This window comes from Sinorhizobium terangae (assembly GCF_009601505.1).
In the GTDB taxonomy this organism is placed as follows: domain Bacteria; phylum Pseudomonadota; class Alphaproteobacteria; order Rhizobiales; family Rhizobiaceae; genus Sinorhizobium; species Sinorhizobium terangae.
Genome location: NZ_WITC01000128.1, coordinates 50,304 through 69,527, shown reverse-complemented (window position 1 = coordinate 69,527; position 19,224 = coordinate 50,304). Strand labels below are relative to the sequence as shown.

General features: G+C 62.4%; 15 protein-coding genes. 6 read left to right on the top strand and 9 right to left on the bottom strand.

The window, feature by feature from the left end:
- Both GHK62_RS31345 and GHK62_RS31340 read left to right on the top strand, forming a co-directional pair.
- Positions 1-491 (top strand): IS91 family transposase (locus tag GHK62_RS31345; protein ID WP_193571428.1); only part of this gene is annotated, 491 nt, incomplete at its 5' end.
- A gap of 695 nt (positions 492-1,186) precedes the next feature.
- Positions 1,187-4,570, top strand: coding sequence for an AAA family ATPase (locus GHK62_RS31340; RefSeq protein WP_167528407.1), 3,384 nt, complete (start codon positions 1,187-1,189; stop codon positions 4,568-4,570).
- 318 nt (positions 4,571-4,888) lie between these two features.
- On the opposite strand, the gene GHK62_RS31335 is transcribed toward GHK62_RS31340, so the two are convergent.
- The 7 genes from GHK62_RS31335 to GHK62_RS31305 form a co-directional block, all read right to left on the bottom strand.
- Complete coding sequence (locus tag GHK62_RS31335; protein ID WP_184109012.1) at positions 4,889-5,467, bottom strand: winged helix-turn-helix domain-containing protein; 579 nt, start codon at positions 5,465-5,467, stop codon at positions 4,889-4,891.
- A gap of 330 nt (positions 5,468-5,797) precedes the next feature.
- Entirely contained in the window at positions 5,798-7,408 is a 1,611-nt protein-coding gene (locus GHK62_RS31330; protein WP_283061267.1) for a copper resistance CopC/CopD family protein, read from the bottom strand.
- Between the two features lie 65 nt (positions 7,409-7,473).
- Positions 7,474-8,004 (bottom strand): YcnI family copper-binding membrane protein, encoded by a 531-nt coding sequence (locus GHK62_RS31325; protein WP_153442722.1) that lies wholly within the window; start codon positions 8,002-8,004, stop codon positions 7,474-7,476.
- 177 nt (positions 8,005-8,181) lie between these two features.
- The gene (locus tag GHK62_RS33915; protein WP_184109010.1) at positions 8,182-8,565 is read right to left on the bottom strand and encodes a DUF2946 family protein; all 384 of its coding nucleotides are present in this window, start codon (positions 8,563-8,565) and stop codon (positions 8,182-8,184) included.
- A 184-nt stretch (positions 8,566-8,749) separates the two neighbouring features.
- Positions 8,750-10,207: a metal-dependent hydrolase family protein gene (locus tag GHK62_RS31315; RefSeq protein WP_153442724.1), complete on the bottom strand. Its 1,458-nt coding sequence runs from the start codon at positions 10,205-10,207 to the stop codon at positions 8,750-8,752.
- 215 nt (positions 10,208-10,422) lie between these two features.
- Positions 10,423-10,620: a hypothetical protein gene (locus GHK62_RS31310; protein WP_153442726.1), complete on the bottom strand. Its 198-nt coding sequence runs from the start codon at positions 10,618-10,620 to the stop codon at positions 10,423-10,425.
- 152 nt (positions 10,621-10,772) lie between these two features.
- Positions 10,773-11,699 carry a LysR family transcriptional regulator gene (locus GHK62_RS31305; RefSeq protein ID WP_153442728.1) on the bottom strand — a complete coding sequence of 309 codons (927 nt, stop codon included), beginning with the start codon at positions 11,697-11,699 and terminating at the stop codon, positions 10,773-10,775.
- Positions 11,700-11,798: 99 nt separating this feature from the next.
- Here GHK62_RS31305 and GHK62_RS31300 point away from each other — a divergent pair, with 99 nt between their 5' ends.
- On the top strand, positions 11,799-12,686 hold the full coding sequence (locus GHK62_RS31300) for an NmrA/HSCARG family protein (RefSeq protein WP_153442729.1): 888 nt from the start codon (positions 11,799-11,801) through the stop codon (positions 12,684-12,686).
- Between the two features lie 443 nt (positions 12,687-13,129).
- Here the strand turns inward: GHK62_RS31300 and GHK62_RS31295 are convergent, their stop codons facing one another.
- Positions 13,130-14,134, bottom strand: a complete 1,005-nt coding sequence (locus GHK62_RS31295; RefSeq protein WP_153442731.1) for an adenylate/guanylate cyclase domain-containing protein — start codon at positions 14,132-14,134, stop codon at positions 13,130-13,132.
- A gap of 312 nt (positions 14,135-14,446) precedes the next feature.
- On the opposite strand from GHK62_RS31295, the gene GHK62_RS31290 reads away from it, so the two are divergent.
- The gene (locus GHK62_RS31290) at positions 14,447-15,430 is read left to right on the top strand and encodes a L,D-transpeptidase family protein (protein ID WP_153442733.1); all 984 of its coding nucleotides are present in this window, start codon (positions 14,447-14,449) and stop codon (positions 15,428-15,430) included.
- 248 nt (positions 15,431-15,678) lie between these two features.
- Here the strand turns inward: GHK62_RS31290 and GHK62_RS31285 are convergent, their stop codons facing one another.
- Positions 15,679-16,785 carry a flavodoxin family protein gene (locus tag GHK62_RS31285; protein ID WP_153442734.1) on the bottom strand — a complete coding sequence of 369 codons (1,107 nt, stop codon included), beginning with the start codon at positions 16,783-16,785 and terminating at the stop codon, positions 15,679-15,681.
- Between the two features lie 261 nt (positions 16,786-17,046).
- On the opposite strand from GHK62_RS31285, the gene GHK62_RS31280 reads away from it, so the two are divergent.
- Entirely contained in the window at positions 17,047-17,262 is a 216-nt protein-coding gene (locus GHK62_RS31280; protein ID WP_153442736.1) for a hypothetical protein, read from the top strand.
- Between the two features lie 728 nt (positions 17,263-17,990).
- Positions 17,991-19,187 carry a hypothetical protein gene (locus GHK62_RS31275; protein ID WP_153442738.1) on the top strand — a complete coding sequence of 399 codons (1,197 nt, stop codon included), beginning with the start codon at positions 17,991-17,993 and terminating at the stop codon, positions 19,185-19,187.
- The last annotated feature ends 37 nt before the right edge of the window (positions 19,188-19,224 follow it).

The following is a 19,224-nucleotide window of genomic DNA, read 5'->3' as shown; positions in this document are numbered from 1 at the left end:
TGCGCAAATCAGAATGGGTCGTCTATGCCAAGCCGCCGTTCGGCGGTCCCGAAGCGGTGCTCGCCTATCTCAGCCGCTATACCCACCGGGTGGCGATCTCCAACAGCCGTCTGATCAGCGCCGATGCCGAGACCGTCACCTTCCGCTGGAAGGACTACCGGATCAAGACCGGCGACCGTCAGAAGGTGATGCGGCTGGCCACCGACGAGTTCATCCGCCGCTTCCTGCTCCATGTGCTGCCCGACGGTTTCCACCGCATCCGCCATTACGGCCTGCTCGCCAGTGCGGGCCGCAAGACCAAGGTCGCAAAGATCCGCGCTCTGCTCGGAGCGGAAACGGCCAAACACAATGATCCGCCAAGCGCTGAGACGATCCCGCTCACTCTGAGACAGCCATGCCCCGAGTGCGGTGGCCCGATGCGCATCATCGAGATCTTCCGACGCGGTCAGAAACCCAGAGCCCGGGCGCCACCGAGAAAGCAGGCCGCATGACAAGGTGCCCGTCACATTGGCCAAAGCCGACCCGAAAACACTCTGCATTCCGGGATCGGATCGCTTTGCGCCCAATAACACTGAGCATCGCAAAAGCGTCGAAATCGGCACCAACGAGACCGCCAGATCTGCTTCCGATCATCGCCTCCCACACCCTCGGGTCGGCGCCTTTGCGTCTGTCGGCAGCGCCGAAGTCCACAACAGACGCCCGCGGCCCCGCGCTTTCCCCATAGGTCCCACCCAGCCTCCGCGGCTTCCTCCTTCCAAGGTTTGTCAACGCGGGCCGCCCAACGCCAGCGGCAAACGTCGCGCTGCGGCCCGCATCGAAAAACCTTCAGGCAAGGTGCCGTTCGGCTCGTCTGCCAGAACGAACACGTTGCGCCGTGAGCAGACGTTCCCGGCGCCGCCTGAAACCGGACCTTCACTGCTACCGCCCGAATCGACCTTTCGGTGCATCCTATTGATGAAGTCCGACCGTACGCCTTGATCCACCGGTGGCCGCGTCCCATGCCAGAACGTCACCTTGGACCAGCCGCGTCCTCCATAGACGCGCGACCATCGGACTCACAGATGGTCATTTCAGCCAGCCGACGAACGACGCAGGCCGTGCGGTCCTCTTTGCTCGGGTCGTGCGGCCTAAGGACTTCTGGAGTATGCTGAAGAACCTTGCACTCCGAGTAGACGGAGGAGGAGCCATGGACGTCGGTGCCTGGCTGCGCGATCAAGGGCTGGGACAGTACGAAGAAACGTTCCGCCAAAACGACATCGATCCTGAAGTCCTAGGAGATCTTACGGCCGAGGACCTGATTGGGCTTGGCGTCGCTTCAGTCGGGCACCGTCGTAAACTGCTTGCTGCCATCGCCGCACTGCGAGAGGTCGCTCAACAACCGAGCGGCTCAGCCGGGGTTGGCGGAACACCTGTAACCCTACCGGAGCCGGAGCGCCGCCAGCTCACCGTGATGTTCGTCGACCTTGTCGACTCGACCAGGCTTTCCTCACGACTCGATCCAGAAGAAATGAGCGAACTGCTGCGGGCCTATCAGGGTGCGGTGGCGAGTGCTATAGCGCGCTTCGAGGGCCACGTTGCCAAGTACATGGGCGATGGCGTGCTCGCTTACTTTGGCTACCCGCGTGCTCACGAGGATGAGGCCGAACGAGCGGTGCGAGCGGGGCTTGCCGCCATTGACGCAGTGGGAAACCTGCAACCACCGCATGGGGAGACACTGCAAGCCCGCGTCGGCATCGCGACCGGCTTGGTGGTTGTCGGCGAACTGATTGGCGAAGGTGCAGCGCGTGAGGAGACGGTAATCGGCGAGACGCCCAATTTAGCGGCACGACTGCAAAGTGTCGCCGAGCCGGGAACGGTGGTGGTGTCATCCACCACCCGGCAGCTGATCGGCGGCCTGTTCGATCTCGCCGAGCTCGGCTCCCAACCAATGAAGGGCTTTCCTGCGTCCGTACCCGCTTGGCGCGTGCTCGGTGAAAGCTCTGCGGAAAGCCGTTTCGAAGCCCTGCACGGGGCGAGCTTGACTCCGCTCGTCGGTCGCGAGCACGAGATAGGACTCCTGCTTAAGCGCTGGGAAGCGGTCAAAGAAAGCGAAGGCCGTGTGGTGTTGCTAGCGGGCGAGCCCGGCATCGGCAAGTCGCGCCTTGTTCGTGCCCTGCGTCGGCGTCTCGAAGGCGAGCCCCATACGACTGTAAGTCACTACTGCTCGCCCTATCATCAGACCAGTCCGCTTCATCCGGTTATCCGCCTTCTGGAGCGGGCAGCTGGCTTCGCCGCGGAGGATCCCCCCGCAGTGAAACTGAGCAAGCTCGAAGCGCTGCTCACGCAATCGACCGAAGACGTCGCCGAAGCGGCCCCGTTGCTCGCGGCGTTGCTGTCTGTTCCAGCGGACGATCGCTATCTGCCGTTGGAGTTGAGCCCGCACCGGCAGAAGAAGCGGACGCTGGAGGTACTCGTTGATCAGCTCATCGGGCTCGCGGCGCGTCGGCCCGTCCTGGCAGTATATGAGGACGTGCATTGGGCAGATCCAACCTCGCTGGAGCTATTAGATCTCGTTGTTGATCGCGTGCAGGACTCGCCCGTGCTGGTGCTCATCACATTCCGCTCCGAGTTTCTCCCACTGTGGATGCACTATCCGCACGTTACGGCATTGACGCTTAGTCGTTTGAGCCGTCGGCAAGGCGCAGATATGGTCGAGAGCCTGACCGGCGGCAGGTCTCTGCCTGACGAAGTGCTCAACCAGATCGTCGGACAGACAGACGGCGTGCCGCTCTTCGTCGAGGAGCTCACGCGCGCGATACTGGAGACCAACTTGCTTAAAGACGAGGGCGATCACTACGCTCTCGCGAGTCCCGTGTCGGCGATCGCAATTCCAGCTACGCTTCAGGAATCGTTATTGGCTCGGCTCGACCGACTTGCGCCCGCCAGGGAGTTAGCGCAGGTGGCGGCCGCAATCGGTCGAGAATTCTCGCATGAGCTGCTCGTGACCGCCGCGCCGTTGCAGACGAGCGAGGTAGAGGAAGCACTGGACGACCTCATTGCTTCAGGATTGGTGTTCCGCCACGGGACTTCGCCGCAGGTGACCTACAGCTTCAAGCACGCACTCGTACGCGACGCTGCCTACGCGACCCTTGTGCGCACGAAACGACAACGGTTGCACGCGGCGATAGCCACAGCAATCGAGCAACGTTTCCCCGAAACTGTCCAGACGCAGCCCGAGCTTCTGGCCCAGCACTATGCGGAGGCCGGGCGGCTGGAACCTGCAGTCAATTACTGGCTCAGGGCCGGGCAAGCAGAGATTGCGCGCTCCGCAACCACCGAAGCGATTACACATCTGACAAGAGGGCTGGAACTGCTTGAAGGACTGCCTGATGATGCCGCGCGATGGCGGCAGGAACTCGAACTACAAGTCGCTCTCAGCGTCGCCCTGATGACAGCCAAGGGTTGGGCAGCGCCAGAGGTCGGCCGGGCCAACGCGCGAGCACGCGAATTATGCGAGCGGATCGGGGATAAAGGCAGGCTCTTCCCTGTCCTCTACGGGGAGTGGGTCTTCCACGTCGTGCGCGCCGAGCTGGAGGCGGGAAGGAAGGCGGGAGAGGAACTGCTCAAGCGCGCGCAGGAAGAACGGGAGGCGTCCGGGGAGACTGTCGGTAACCGCATCGCCGGAACCGATGCCTTCCTTCGCGGCGAGATTGCGACTGCCCGTAAATATCTGGAACGGTCGCTCGCCCTTTATGACCCGCAGCAACACCGCTCTCTTGCGTACCTGTTCGCCCAGGATCCTCGGGTGGCGGGACTATCGGTCCTCTCCTGGACCCTCTTCGCTCTCGGTTATCCCGAGCAGGCTGAGGCCAGGAGCAACGAGGCATTGGCGGACGCAAGGGAACTTTCCCACCGCAACACCCTCGGTTACGCCCTGCTTTACGGCTGCATCCTGTCACAGCTTCGCGGCGACTGGCGAGAAGCGCGAGATCGGGCGGATTCACTGATCACGCTCGCAAGAGCGCAGGGCTCTCCGCACTTCCTGGGTGCAGGCACGATCGTTCGAGGCTGGACGCTAGCAGAGACGGGTGAATTGCCGGCGGCCATCACCCAGGTTCGAGAGGGCTTGGCGTCGTGGCAGATGACTAGAGCGAGATTCCTGGTTCCATTCTTTTTGAGCTTGCTCGCGCGCGTCGAGACCCATGCCGGGGGAGCACAGCGGGCCTTGGATTTGCTGACCGACGCGCTGGATCGAGCGCGCGAAACGGGCGAGCGGTGGTTCGAGGCGGAATTGCATCGGCTGACGGGCGAGCTGATGCTTAAGCTGCCCGCGTTTGATCGTGCCGAGGCGGAAGCACGACTCCGGCACGCGGTCGAGATAGCGCGAGGGCAAAACGCTGACTTATGGGAGTTGCGCGCGGCGACAAGCCTAGGCCGACTATGGGTCGTGCAGAAGCGGTTTGGCGACGCTCATCACCTGCTTGCGCCACTCTACGGCAAGTTTACCGAGGGATTCGCGACATTGGATCTGCAATCGGCCCAACGGGTGCTTCGTGAGACAGCCGGCTTCCATGGCAAGTTATCCGACTAGTCAGCCGTTGCAATGTTCCGCCCTAGGCTGCGCTGACAGCACGTGGGACGGCAAGGATGTGGTGTGATCGAGCGTTACCACTGCAGTAGACGTTCGCTTTCCGGCAACGAATTAGAGCTCCTGAATATCCGATCCGGAGTCAAGACTGGTGGTTCTGCTCACTGAGGGAATCATCGTTTAGGGTCGAGAATTCGCGTTCCTCAGAGGTCGCAGCCTTTCACGGCTCCACTGATCTGTTTTCCGGACCAATCGAAGCGAAGCGCAATTCGGTGGTGCGAGCATCTGCCTCACGCTCTCACAAAACGATAAGCGTTGTGCTTACGCTCCGCGTATCCGAGACCCGGATAGCTCCAGTTCCGACAGGTCGATCGAGAGGACCTCGCCTTCGCCCGCGACTCTCGAGACCACCGCTCTGGCGACGGTGGACTTCGCCATTCCTCCGGGGCCCGCGACGGTCACCAGGCGTCCCTTGCCGAGCTGGTCGGTGATTGTCGCGAGAGAGTAGTCGCGTCCGAAGATTTGGGATTCCGGACGCTCGCGCTGAAGCTTGTGAGGCGGTAGGGAAGAAGCGGCCCTTGGACCGTGGTGCTCCACCGGGGCGATGAAGGTGTACCCGCGGCCGGGTATGTTTGCGATGAAGCGCGGCTCGCGTTGCGTGTCCCCTAATGCTTTCCTTAGCGCGGAGACGTGCACGCGGAGATTGGCCTCATCCACAAAAGTGTCGGGCCAGACTTGCCTCACAATCTCCGCGTTGGTCTTCAACTCGCCGGGATGGGAGATAAGAAACAGGAGGATATCCAGGGCGCGGCTTCCCGGCGGAACCACGCGCCCGTTCCGCGACAGGCAGCGCCTGACGGGCACTACCGAGAACGGCCCGAAATGGAATGCCTCTTCCACGTTAGCGTCCCCCTGCGAGAGCGTGCAGGTTGAGCCTAACGCGCCGGGGATGTCAAATTGCAAAGGCTCTTGGGGCTTGGCGGCTTCCGCCTTTGTGATCGGATCGACGATGCCGCCACATAGTCTTGAGCGTGGGCTTCCCCGATTCGGATACCTGAAGGCGCGCGATAATGAGGAGGTACGCTCGCTTTAACAAACAACGGAGCGGCTGCAATGGCGCGCAATCCGGGCAATCACCACGACTGCCTCCGATGACCGATGCGGTCGAGACGCGCCCTTTGTGCCGATACCGGCAAGGTGCGGAAGTGGGTCCAATATCGGCCGCATGCGCTACGGCCCGATCTGGATCTCTCCCTCGATCCGGGTGATCTCAAAGTCGCTGATCAGTATATCGAGCCTGATTTTCCAAAGGCCGGGGAGGGGCAGCAGGAGGTCGGACGTGCGCCAGGTTCCGTCCGTCGCCTTGCTCGCCTTGCGTTTGATCTCGGCGACACCGGCGGACGGGTTGGAGAAGACGAAAGTGACTTCCTTCGGGTCCAGCGCGGAGAAATCGCCGGCCATGACGAGGGCGGAGGCTTCGACCGGTCCCGGTCTTCCGGGTGTGATCGTTATTTCCGCCATCGCCTTCTCACCGTGAATGTGGACCGAGGCGGGCTCCGCTGCGACCGACACCAGCGCGCGCGGTGGCGGCGTGAAACGCCAGGAAGCCGCCACGCCGAAAATCATCAGCACCACAAGCGCCTCCGCTGCGATCGAGCGTACGAGATACCGTGTGGCGCCTTGATCGCCGGCTTCCACGCGGCCGGTCAGCACCCATCGATTGATTGCCGCCAGAGCAAAAAGAATGAGGAGGAGAGCGAGCTTGACCAGGAATACATTGCCATAGGCCGTGTCGAGAAGGGCCGACGGCTGGCCCACCTGCACGACCAGGAGCACGATGCCCGCCGCCACGAGAAGGGCGATGGAGAAGGGAATGAAAACGGAGAAGCGATGCAGGGCCTTGAGGGCATGCGCACGGCCGGTCTGGAACAGCCTTGCGATAGGCACCAGGGCACCGACCCAGAGCGTGATCGCGATCGCATGCAGGAAGACGCTCGGGCGCATCAGCCATTGCGGTTCGGCGGCGCTGGCATGGCCGCTGAGGGAGAGGGCAGCCGAACCCGTCAACAGCGCCAGGAGCGAGGTCCAGCGCGCGACCTGCCGCCGGCGCGAGAGCAGCGCGACGCCTGCAAGGGCGAGCGCGGCGATCATCACGACAACAGTCCTGCCGAAGCTTGTTCCGAGTCCGGTCGACCAAACCGATGGTTCGGCCAGCGCGGAAAGCGGCATGCCGAGCGCATCCAGCCCCTGAAGCCCGGCGGATAAACCTGTCCCTCCCAGCCCGATGCCAAGCATGGCCGTTATGAAGCGCAGCCCGGCTCGCGCGCCTTGCAGCAACCAGCTCAAGGCGAAGACGCCGCCGATGCCGAAGAACAGACCCGCATAGAGCGCCACCCGGCCCAGCCAAAGTGCGGCGCGCACCGGCCAGTCGATCACTTCGCCGGCGTAAGTGGACCTGCTTGGCGACCTTATCGAAAAGACGATCGAGCCGCCGACCGGATGCCCGTCTTCGGAGACGACGCGCCAAGACAAAACGTGCGTGCCTGCGGAGAGGTCAGGCGGTACCTCGATTTCCACCGTGCGGTCCCGGAGGGTAAACCGCTCGAGTGCGACTGCGGAGCCATCCGGCTTGACCAGTTTCAATGCCAGAGGCGACACCGGCTCGCTGAACGACAGCGCAAGCCTTGCGGGCGCAGCCGGAACGACTGCGCCATCCCGCGGCTCGGTCGCTGTCAACGACGCATGGGCGAGCGCCGCCGTCGCCAGAAACAGCCAGGCGAGAACAGCGATCGTTGCCCGGCCAAGACCGGGCGGGAATTTCATGGCCGCGAGCGTGTACACCGGGTAACCCAGACGTCGAAGGAGCCGGCGCCGAAGCGCCAGCTTATTGGCTCAATATTCAGCGCTCAATGTCCAGAGACTTTTTCGAGCAGTTTCAGGCCCGGCGCCGGCAATTCGAGGTCGTCGGACGACTGGCCGGCAGCCGGAATCTCGATCCAGCGCTCGGCGAGGCCGCCGGCGCACTCCTGCACGACCGGGAAATACAGCGTCTCGCCGGCCTTGAGGTCGGGCGTCAGGAAGACGCGCAGCGCGAATTCGTCGTACTCGTCGTCGGCGAGGCTTCCGCCGCTCCAGATCAACTCCTTCACGCCTTCGCTGGTCGGCGTGCCGTAGTAGTCATAGGACTTCGCGTAAGTGCCCTTGACCTTCTCGATGGTCCAGCCGGCCTTCGGCTGCGGCTTGACCGCAATGACGCCTTCGGGGATCTGCACCCGGACGGTCGTCGTCGGCTTGCCCTCGCAGCCGTGCGGCACCTGCAGGATCGCCTTGTAGGTCGAGCCGACGGGCGCCTCCTTGACCTGCAGGCTGACATGCGCCAGCGCGGCGCCGGTTCCAAGCGCCAGAATGGCTGCGGTCGCAATGAACGTCTTCAACATATTTCGTCTCCATGTCGCCGGCGGTTCGGCCCGGCGGTGATCAAAATGGCACGAGGGCCTGACAGAATGCCGGGTGTCTTCCGCCTGCGAATGCCAGGCGCGGTTTCTCGGCTTCATATTGGATTGGATGCGCTGGCGCGACTAAACGTTCGCGAAATCAGCGTGGCGTAGATATTTTCACGCCTTGCGCGGAGGCGCCCTTGGGCTTCCTTGAAACTCTTTCAGCCATTGGCGAAGTTCGGGACCATCCCTTGCTACAGGGAGATTGACGGGCGGCGCAGACGGCGCATCGAGAACGTAGAGCTGTCTCCCCGGGATCGCAGGATGCGCGAACATCCCGCAAGCGAGCGTGCAACAGTCCGGCTTTTTCGAGTGATCGGTCGATGGCGCCGGGTCATGCGTCCCGTGGTTCGCATCTGAAATGCAGAGCGGGTTTCCGAACGTATCCAGCCCGAGCGGCTTGGTGCCGGCCGCAAGCCCGCTTGCAGCCTGCAGAACGAGCATGCATGCGGCGACAAGCGCCACCCAAATGCTCTTTCTACTACGCAGGTGCTTCAGCATGATTGCTCCGATCGATCACCCATCTATCAGCGGAGACTCCATTTGAATATGCTCTCGGTCAAAGAAGTTCGAGGGAAATGCCTGCCCGGGAGGAGAAATCGCTGGAGATCCGCAGCATAAGTCCCTTGGCTGATCTCGAAGAGGCACATGCGCTTATCGATGCCATGAGCCAATGGCGCATCGATCAAAGGGTATTCTTGTAGATCCGACCGTCCTTCATGATGACCTTCAGATTGTTTCGGTCGGCGATCAGTGAGATGTCGGCCAGCGGGTCGCCACCGACCAGCAGCAGATCGGCGAGCGCGTCCGCTTCGATGACGCCGAGCTTGCCGGTATAGGGGCTCCGCGGCCCCGAGAGGGCAAGCAGTTCCGCATTGTCCGCAGTCGCCATCTTGAGTACTTCAGCCGGCGCATGCCACCGGATGAGCTTGGCGAGCTGCGCTCCCTGGCGGGCCGCGATCCTTTCCGAAAATAACGTGTCGGTGCCGAAAGCCGTCTTGACCCCGTGCTTCTTCGCAAGCTCGAAAGCTGTGTCCGTGCCGCTGATGACCTGCATCTGGGAAAAGCGTTGCGGCGACCCCTCCGGAAATGGTGCCGCGTCCTCGTCATCCAGAAACGGCTGAAGGCTCCACCAGATGCTCTTCTCCGCCATCAGCCTGGCGGAGTCCTCGTCGGCAAGATGCCCGTGCTCGATGCATTTGACACCCGCCGCGATCGCCAGGCGGATGGCTTTTGGCGTGTAGGCGTGCACCGTCACGTACGTGTTCCACCCCGCCGCCGCCTCGACCGCGGCGCGGAGCTCTGCTTCGGTATATTGCGTGGAGTCGAGCGGATCATGGTCGGAGGTGACGCCGCCGCCCGCCATCACCTTTATTTGGCTCGCACCCTGGAAAAGTTGCTCGCGCGTTCGCCGCAGCACCTCGTCGACCCCATCGGCGATGGCAGCCGCGCCGCTGCGCTCGGAAAAATGCAGCCGGTCGCCATCTTCGCGGGGCAGATCGTGAACGGTGCGAAAGTCTCCGTGGCCGGACGTTTGCGAGATCATCGCACCGGCCGGCCAGATGCGGGGACCGACGATCGCGCCATCGTCGATCGCCCGCTTCAGCGCGAACACGGGCCCACCGACATCCCGTGCGGTGGTGAAGCCCTGCATCAGGAAGTCGCCGGCAGCGCGCGCGGAGCGCAACGCCAGATAACTGGGATCGGCGGTCAGCGCCACCGCCAGGGGAATCGTCGAGAAGGCGAGATGCGTGTGGGCGTCGATCAGCCCCGGCATCAACACGCCGCCGGCGCCGTCTATCGTCAGCGCTTCCGCGGGCGCGCCGCCATCCTCCACCGATTTGATCCTGTTGCCTTCGACGAGCACCTTTACACCCTCGCGAAGGGTCGGGGAGGTACCATCGAAGAGGCGGATGTTGGTGAAGAGGATCGGTCGAGCCGGCGCAGGGGGAGGCGACTGCAACTGCGCCGACGCGGTTGTTCCCAGGCCGACACCGGTCACCATTGCTGCCACTCCGGTCATGAAAGTGCGCCGGGAAAAGCCAAGCTTGACGCGCTCGGCAATGTATCGGATTTCGGGCCTGTGGCAGAGGCATCCAATGTGGTCGGGTGGAGCCGTCGTTGCCGCCGAGCAGTCGAACATGACATTCCCCCCTCGCGATGATTACCAAACGAAGATCGGACGGCATGCGACGCCCGTAGTTACGCCGCCGCCAAGCTTCACTCACCTGCCGGAACATTGCCCAGACTGCCGGCTGGCAGCCTAATCCTCAAATCGGATCCGATCTAAAAACATGTAGTCATTCAAAGTGCTACGGCGACCTTTGCGCGCCTGAAAAGACGCGCGGCGCCGTAGGTCTATTTGTGTTGATTGCGACCGAGGACCTTGCCCATCAGCAGCATGATGCCTATCGCGATGAAAACGACGCCCGCGGCCATGTATCCTGCCGCCCCATAGCGGTAGCCTGACGCAGCCAGCAGGAAACCGATCACGACAAAGATCAATCCGCCGACCTTGCCGATCAACAGGCTGGACTTCTCATCCTCCAAGGCCATGATGACATCCCCGTCGCGTGGAGCCGGCATGAATATACAACGTCTGCGCGCTCCGGTCGAGCAAAAGCGGACACGCATACCTTGTGCCGGCGACCTCTCGGTCCGGCCGGCGCTCGCGCCCGCGACAGCACGATTGCATCCTTTCGGGCGCCTCAGGCCAACACGGCCACGCCCTTGTCGGTCTCGCCGGTTCCGGCGGCGGACCATCGCTCCGCTGCAAGCTCAATGAACGCCTTGACCAGCGGCGAAAGGTGCCGGCTGCTCGGGTACAGGACATAGAGGCCACCGGCCGGCGTCGTGTAATCGTGAAGAACGCGACGCAACCGCCCGTCGTTGATAAGCCCCTCGGCCATCCTTTGGGGCACCTGGGCGATGCCGTAGCCGGCGATCGCGGCGGCAACGACCGCCTGCATTTCATTGGCGGCGAAGCGTCCTGCCACGGTGACCGCTTCCTGGCCGTGCGGCCCGTCCAGCATCCAGTGCGCGCTGGCAGCGGAGGGGCCTGCGATGACGCACTCGTGGCGGGTGAGGTCCGCCGGTCCGTCGGGAACCCCTGAGTGCGCGACATAGTCCGGGCTGGCGCACAGGAGCCTGTGCGTGGATCCCAGCTTGCGGGCGATCAGGGTAGAGTCTGCAAGGATGCCGGTGCGGAAAGCGAGATCGATTCCGTTTTCGACCAGGTTGAGACTTTCGTCGGTCAGGCGCAGTTCGACCTTGGTTTTCGGATACATTGCAAGAAAGTCGACCACTGCGCGGGTAAGGAAATGGCCGCCGAAGCCGACAGGAGCGGAAATGCGAATTGTGCCTGACGGCTCCGCCCTCGCTTCCGCGAGGCGTAGATTCGCTTCCTCGATCGTCCTGAGCGCCTGGCTGCTCTGCTCATAATAGAGACGCCCGGCGTCGGTCATGTTGAGGCTGCGCGTCGTACGCTGGAGCAAGCGGACACCGACCTCACGCTCGAGCGCGGCAATGCGGCGGCTGACGGTCGTCTTGGGCATGCGGAGCTGGCGTGCCGCAGCGGTAAAACTGCCGGCTTCGACGACGCGAGCGAACACCACGATATCGTTGAGATCGAGCATTGTATCCTGCTGTGGGACAAAGTTTTCCAATTATAGGCCATTATGGACCAATGCGGCAGGCCCTAGCTTTGCTCTTATTGAAAACAAAGGAGCGGACACATGACCACCAAGCGAAACGTTCTCGTCACCGGCGCCACCGGCCAGCAGGGAGGCGCCGTCGCGCATGCACTGCTCACCAGAGGACACCGCGTCAAGGCGTTGACCCGCAAGCCGGACAGCGATGCCGCGCGGCAACTGGCGTCGGCGGGTGCGGATGTCGTGGCCGGCGATCTCGGTGACGCGGCCTCCATTCAAAAGGCCGCAAGCCACGTCGACGCCATGTACCTGATGGGCAACAGCTATGAGGCGGGCACGGAGGACGAGACCCGCCAGGGGATCATTGCCGCCGATGCGGCGAAGGCCGCCGGCGTCGGGCACCTGATCTATTCTTCCGTGGCCGATGCCGACAAGAAGACGGGCATTCCCCACTTCGAAAGCAAGTATCTCGTCGAGAAGCATGTCGCCGGGCTCGGCATCCCTTACACGATCAGCGCGCCGGTCGCCTTCATGGAGAATATCGTCGCTCCGTGGTCGATCGATGCACTGCGCCAGGGCACCTACGCCTTCGCAATGCCCGCCCGTCGCTTCCTGCAGCTTGTGGCCCTTGCGGATATCGGCGCCTTCGTTGCCGCCCTTGTCGAGCGGCGCGAGCATGTGTTCGGCACGCGCTTTGATGTTGCCGGGGACGAACTGTCCGGCGAGGAACAGGCGAAAATCCTCTCGCAAGCGATTGGTCGCACCATCAACTACCAAGAAATCCCGATCGATGTGGCTCGCCAGCAAAACGAGGATGCGGCGCGTATGTTCGAATGGTTCGACCGCGTCGGCTACGACGCCGATGTCGCGGCATTGCGCCGGGAGTTTCCGGAGGTTCACTGGCACAGCTTTGCCGACTGGGCGCGCGCGTTCGATTGGAGCGCTCTTGAGCGGACCTCCGCTGCCAGCTGAGTTCCCTTGCGGTGATCGTCATTCCCGTGCTTGTGACAGGCGAGGGCGATCGAACGTGAAGGTCCTCCGCGCCGCGGCCGCGGCGCTACTGGACACCTTTTGACAGGCATAGGAGTAGCTATAGCCCAGGCGGTTGGGATCTCCCGGGCGCGTCGAAGAATGCCTCCGCAAGGCGTGGCTAATTTTCGCTACTTTGAGATGCGGTGCTCCGGTGGCAAACTCAAATCAGACGGGAAATTTTCCTCCCGCATTTCGCCCACGCCTGGCCCCTCCCAATGGGCGAAAGACCTCGGAGCCCCGGGTTCCCCTACCGGGGCTTTTTCTTGGTACCTTCGAAAAAACTCCAAGGACTACTGCGCCCGTCCGCCCTCTCAACAGTTCGCCCGGTCTCGACACGAGAACCAAAATCGTCTCGGCTGCCCGGTCTCCGATTGGACCGCAGCTCAGCCCCGGCGCAGGACCCAGCGGAGCGCGGCGGCGATCGATAGGCCGAGGAGCGGCCAGACGGCCCAGAAAGTTCCGTCGAAGGTGAGGAGGTTGACGGCGATGACGATGAGGGCGGCGAGAGCAAGCAGGCCGAAGACGCGGTCGATATCCGTTCTCCGGCGCAGCCAGAGCAGGGCGTAGACGATCGCAAAGCCGAGCAACGGCCAGACGGCCCAGAGCACGCCGTCCCAGGTGAGGAGGTTTATCGCGACGACCGCGGCGGCGAGAATGGCGAAGACCGCGAACTTGCGGGCGCGGGGCGCTGCGGGAGAGGTCTCGGAAGGCGCTTGCGGCCGGGCGGCTCCGGCACCGGATCGTCGGCCCCAGGTGCCGGCGGGTGCCGCTGGTCCCGAGCCTTGAGACGCTGTGCTTGTCCCGGTGGGCGCCCGTGACCGTGCTGCGTCGGAAGTGGGTTGCCCGTCCCGTCCACCATCCTCCCGGTTGCCGATCCTGACCGCGTAGCTCGCGACGCCGCCCTCGATGTTCTTCACCTCGAGCTGGCCGAGGAAGTCGAAGCTGACAGCGACCTTGTTGCGCACCTGGTCGTAGACGGTGTTGGAGATGACGATGCCGCCGGCGGATGCCGTGGCCTGCAGGCGGGCGGCGATATTGACGCCGTCGCCGTAGAGGTCGTCGCCCTCGGCGATCACGTCGCCGAGATTGATGCCGATGCGAAAGCGCATCTGCGTCTCGCTCGGCCGATCGGCGTTAAGACCGGCGAGCTCGTTCTGCACATCGACCGCGGCGCGCACCGCCTCGACCACGCTCGGGAATTCGGCGATTAGCCCGTCGCCCCAGGTGTTGACGACCCGGCCGCCATGCACCTCGATCAGCCGCGCCATGGCATCGCGGTAGCGCTTCAGGGTCGCGAGCGTGCCTTCCTCGTCCGCCCCCATCAGGCGCGAATAATCCTGGACGTCGGCCGAGAAGATCGTCGTCAGCTTGCGGCGGGTTTCGGACATGTCCATTCGTCCTTGCTTCGGGTCCGTCTACAGCGTCGACCGATCGCCTCTGATCGGGAAAGCTGCCCGGCGGAGCTCACGTCTGTTTAGAGCGTGATCCGATCAGCTTGCAATGGCGAAATCGGGGACGCGAGTGTCGATACTCCCCTCTGCCCGGCCGGGCAGAGGGGAGTGCAGCCGGGACGGTGAGGAGCTGCTACGACGCGCGAACTCCCGGCGGCCGAGTATGCGGTAGGGCCGCCCGACGTTCCCGCTTCCAGGACTGCAACCATCTGGCGGAACAAGTTCGGCCGCTGCGGATTTGTGGTCTTCATGAAGAACATAGCTTTTCTAGCAGCATCGCTGACATTGGGCCTCTGCGGCTCCGTCGATGCCGGGGAGCTTAAGCCGGAAGCCATCAACAAGGCTGCGCTCGCCTCGATCCCGCCCGAACGACCGTCCAAGGCCTCGCCGCGACCGGATCCGGCCATCGTCCATCTCCAGGTTCTTTTGGACCGCGCGGGTTCGTCTCCCGGAGTGATCGACGGCTACTATGGCGAGAATGTCACTAAGGCGATCGCCGGGTTCGAAGCCATGCAACGCCTTCCCGTGGATGGAAAGCCGGACCCCGAAGTTATTGGCCGGCTTCCCGACGAAAAGCCGGTCATCGAGCCCTACGTCGTTACCAAGGAGGATGCCGAGGAACTCGTCGAGCGCATTCCCGCAGACTACGCCAAGCAGGCCGAGATGAAGCACCTCGGATATACGAGCGTGGCGGAGAGGCTGTCGGAGCGATTCCACATGGACATCGACCTCTTGAAGGCGCTCAATCCGGGCTCGGCGTTCGCCGTCGGGGACAGGGTGTCGGTTGCAATGCCCGGCGCCTCGAAGTCGGGCAAGGGCAAGGTCAAGCGGATCGAGGCGCGCAGGCGAGCGGGCCAGGTCGCGGCGTTCGCGGACGACGGCTCGCTGATTGCCGCCTATCCTGCCACGATCGGCAGCGAAGAGACACCTTCGCCTTCCGGAACGCACAAGGTGAAAGGGGTCGCTCGACAGCCCGTCTACGTCTACAACCCGAAAATCAACTTCAAGCAGGGCGATAACACCAAGCGCCTGACACTGCCCGGCGGTCCCAACGGCCCGGTGGGCAGCGTCTGGATCGATCTGACCAAGCCAACCTATGGGATTCACGGCACGCCGGAACCCTCGCTCGTCGACAAGGTGGGCTCACACGGATGCGTGCGGCTGGCAAACTGGGACGCCGAGGAACTGGCGGGGATGGTCAAGCCGGGGGTCGTCGTCGAGTTCACGGACTGACGGCACGGCAAGGGGCCTCCTGCCCGCTTGATGACAAGGCTTCGCGTTCTCCTGAAAAGCGAGTTCACAGCGCTACAGCGCCGCGCGTCTTTTTAGACGCGCAAAGGGCGCTGTAGCACTTTGAATTGCTGCATGTTCTTGTCCTTTAATCGGTTACGATCAAAGGCGACATGCAGTAGGGCGTCGTGGCTGGAGCGTGATGTCGCCTGCACCGAGGCTCCGACCAAATGGACGCGAACCCGCTCCGCTTATTTCTGTCGAGGTTGCGAAAGCTCTCCTCCGGCCGAAGCCAGCTTTCCCGACCGCTTGGCCGCGACCGCTTCGACCAATGTCCGGGCGGCGTTGCGGACCTCTTCCTGCACAGCCTCGTCGGCATCGAGCTCCTCGTGGCTCGATGCGTAGGGTTTCCAGTAGCCGATGTAGCGATCCAGTTCCGCCAAAGGGCCGGCCGGTTCGAGGTGCATGTAGCAAAGCCAATCCGACAGGCTGCGCCGAACGTTCTCGACACCCTCCACGTCGCCATGCACGATTACGGAAAAAAGTCGCCCGGCCAGATGTCGAGGATAGTTCCAGCCTTCGAGCTCGATCGCCTTGGCGAGCTTCGCATCCTTGCCCTTCGTCAGGGTCGGATCGGGGTTGCCGCCGTCGGCGCAAACCAACCGGTCCATCATCAGTTTTACCGGCGAGGAGACGTGATACCAGTTCACCGGCGTCACGATCAGGATGCCGTGTGCCTCGACCCACATCGGATAGATCTCGTTCATCCAGTCGTCGACCTGCCCGAGCGAATAGTTCGGATAGCAGGAGCACGGCCAGTGACAGAGCGCGGGAGAAGTGGAGAAGCATGCCTTGCAGGGGTGGATCGTTCGTCCGTATTCCGAAGCGAGACGATGCAACTCCAGCACGGTCGTCTTCACCCCAGCCGCCTGGTCCATCGTCTCCTGCGCGATCTTCATCAGTCGGTAGGATTTCGACATTTCGCCGGGACAGGTGTGTTCGCTACGGGACGACCCGGAAATCAACAGGATGCGCGCCGGACCATCGGCGTCCATATAACGCTCTTGCGCGGCATGAACCGCATCGCGCGCCGCAAGCCAATCCACGGACAGCTCGTATTCCGCATCGCTGAACGCAGCACCAGCCTTGCGGGTGCGCGGCGATTTTCGCTGATGCTCATAGGCGTCCCATGCCGCCGAAGCGATCTTGTCCAGTTCGGATCGAAGGCTATCGAATGCCGGATCCTGAAACCGGCTGAGGAAGCGGCGGCGAAATTCGGTCTCCGCGAGTCTCGGACTTGGAGTTCCCTTGCGCGGCTCGATGGCTGCCGGCGACGGCTTTGTGGGGTTTTTGGACATCGCACACCTGCGTCGTTGGAAGACTTGTGAGCTGTAATCGAGCACTATGCCGATTGTTCCAACCGCCCACTTCGGGCGCTGTCTGTGAGAGCGATGATCGGCGGGGTACCCAAGGGGCGTCATGCTGATGTGGGCGAGTTGGGCCGCTTCGAGACGTTCTCGCCGTCTGATGCTAGAGTGTCGCCTTGACCGGAGGGCGTCCATTTCTGGCTCTATATCTAAGCGCGAGGCGTCGAAATCAGCACAGACGAGGTCAGGGCTATGCACCAGTTCACAGTCACCGTCACAGAAAAGTTCGAGGCAGACACGGCCGAGGAGGCCGCCTTGCTCATGTATCAACAGCTGACCAAAGAGCCGGCGCCGCTCAATTATTCGGTCACGGATGAGACAAGGATCACCACCAGTCTGACGCTGGAGCGGGAAAAGGCGGACGAGTTCGCCAGCGTCGATCACACCGCAGATCCCGGCAATTGGTAGCGCCTGGCCGAAGCGCTGAAACCTCGCCATTCACGACGCGGGCGCGCCGTGGCTGGCAGCTGTGAGGAGCACAGGAATGAGGGAGTTCTGGGCTACAGCAGAGCAAAAATCTGCCGGTAAATGTAACGTAACCTGTTGCTGGTGCTGCGCGGCCGACTAGCGCGCGTCATTTCCTGCCGCCACAGAACGAGAATGTACGCGGTGATAATTTCCCGGACGCAGGGCTAACGACAAGCGGAAAGCACTTCGATATAGATTGTCTGACCTTCAAATGGCTGAAATGCGAGACGGCTTAATATACTTCTTTCGGGTTACAGTACTACTCAGAAATATTCGTTTCCTGAACTATGGAATATGGTAAGAGGTAGAAGGGGATAGGGGATTCTACTGCAGTAGCTGATGCTCGGCGTGAGCGCGGCTCGGGGGAATCAAAATAAGTTTTCAAGATGTTTGCCGGGCCAGCCATTTGAGAAGCGCTGGTCGGGGAGGGCGAGGCGTATGAGTAGTTTTCGCCCGATGAGGGGCTCCGGCTTCAGCGAGGGGAAACCGGCCGACATCGGCCGGTTTCCCACCCTCTTCGAGAACGCGATTTCGTCGCGACGAATTTCCCAAATCTTAAAGAACGCGGGGCGCTCAAGGGGATGGGAAAGGTAACTGAATTTTTTCAACGCATTCAAACAGGTTGCATCGATCGATGCACCAGCAACGGGGGTTAGGGGGCAAGTAGAATGAGTTTCTTCACGACAAGCTTCATGACGGACGGGTCGTATGACTCCAGTCTCAGCCAGTCCGCGCAGGGGCAGCTCTCGTCGAGCTACACCGACGCGCTCACGGAAGCGCTGCAAGATGTAACCGTCGCCGACTACATCGGCTTCCTGGCCAATCAGGGCGGCCTTTCGGTTGATGACGCGCTTGCCGTAAAGGCTGCGGTCATCGCCGGGGATTTCACGCTTTCGGACCTTTTCGCAGCCGCCCAGAGCAAGCTCGGCCCTGTCGACGGCGCCAGCATCACGGATCCGGCACCGACGATGCTGGTCAACGGCGTTGAGATCGACCTGACCGCGATCCTCACCGGTATCGACACCGAAACCTGGTCGACGGTGCAGGCGAGCGGCAAGAAGCTCGACACGATCTATCATACCCGGGAGTTCTACACGGATACGCAGGAGCCGGCCGACTACGATGCCGGCTGGTCCAGCGACAACCAGCCTCCGAGTGCCGAACCGATCCTGAAGGAACTGACCGAAGACGTTGCTGCGTCTCCGATCGACCTCCTTGCAACCGCTTCCGATCCGGATGGCGATACGCTTTCCGTCGTCGCCGGCAGCCTGAGTTTTTCGGTTGACGGCGATGCGGGGTCCACGACACCTCCCGCCTACATCACTGTCGTCGACAACATCGTAACGGTCGATACGTCGCACCCGGATCTCCAGCCCGGAGGGGCAATCGATCTGAAGCTCGGCGAGACGCTCACGGTGGTCGTCAATTACACCATCGAGGATGGCCAGGGCGGCACGACCACCAATGCATTGACCATCGAAATAGCCGGTTCTGCGGACATCTACACCGGTACCGAGTCCTTCACCTTCCAGAAAATCGGCGGCGATATCACCGAACGGTCGTTTTCGGGCTCTTTCACGGTGGATGTGGACGGTTTCGATGGCATCGTCACCGTGAGCGGGGATGCCGATCTGAACAGCGTAAGAGAGAGCCTCGGGGGCACGGTCGACAGTGGCTCGTTCAGCATTGTCGGCACCGAGTCGAACAGCAGCACAACAGAAACGCTGAACCCGTATTCCAAGACGGTGGTCCTCAGCGACGCCGATTTCACCGACGGAACGATCGCGTTCAATGGTACGTTCAGCCAGCAGGTCGCGAACGGCTCCACTGTCGCCGTCCAGCTCGAATATAACTACTGGGCCTGAAGCCCGGCAACTGCAAACCACATGGCCCGGCAACCGA

Excerpts from the sequence above, each read along its gene's own strand:
- GHK62_RS31340 (WP_167528407.1), top strand. The coding sequence starts at position 1,187 with ATGGACGTCGGTGCCTGGCTGCGCGATCAAGGGCTGGGACAGTACGAA.
- GHK62_RS31325 (WP_153442722.1), bottom strand. The coding sequence starts at position 8,004 with ATGTTGAAGACGTTCATTGCGACCGCAGCCATTCTGGCGCTTGGAACC.
- GHK62_RS33915 (WP_184109010.1), bottom strand. The coding sequence starts at position 8,565 with ATGCTGAAGCACCTGCGTAGTAGAAAGAGCATTTGGGTGGCGCTTGTC.
- GHK62_RS31315 (WP_153442724.1), bottom strand. The coding sequence starts at position 10,207 with ATGTTCGACTGCTCGGCGGCAACGACGGCTCCACCCGACCACATTGGA.
- GHK62_RS31310 (WP_153442726.1), bottom strand. The coding sequence starts at position 10,620 with ATGGCCTTGGAGGATGAGAAGTCCAGCCTGTTGATCGGCAAGGTCGGC.
- GHK62_RS31305 (WP_153442728.1), bottom strand. The coding sequence starts at position 11,699 with ATGCTCGATCTCAACGATATCGTGGTGTTCGCTCGCGTCGTCGAAGCC.
- GHK62_RS31300 (WP_153442729.1), top strand. The coding sequence starts at position 11,799 with ATGACCACCAAGCGAAACGTTCTCGTCACCGGCGCCACCGGCCAGCAG.
- GHK62_RS31295 (WP_153442731.1), bottom strand. The coding sequence starts at position 14,134 with ATGTCCGAAACCCGCCGCAAGCTGACGACGATCTTCTCGGCCGACGTC.
- GHK62_RS31290 (WP_153442733.1), top strand. The coding sequence starts at position 14,447 with ATGAAGAACATAGCTTTTCTAGCAGCATCGCTGACATTGGGCCTCTGC.
- GHK62_RS31285 (WP_153442734.1), bottom strand. The coding sequence starts at position 16,785 with ATGTCCAAAAACCCCACAAAGCCGTCGCCGGCAGCCATCGAGCCGCGC.
- GHK62_RS31280 (WP_153442736.1), top strand. The coding sequence starts at position 17,047 with ATGCACCAGTTCACAGTCACCGTCACAGAAAAGTTCGAGGCAGACACG.
- GHK62_RS31275 (WP_153442738.1), top strand. The coding sequence starts at position 17,991 with ATGAGTTTCTTCACGACAAGCTTCATGACGGACGGGTCGTATGACTCC.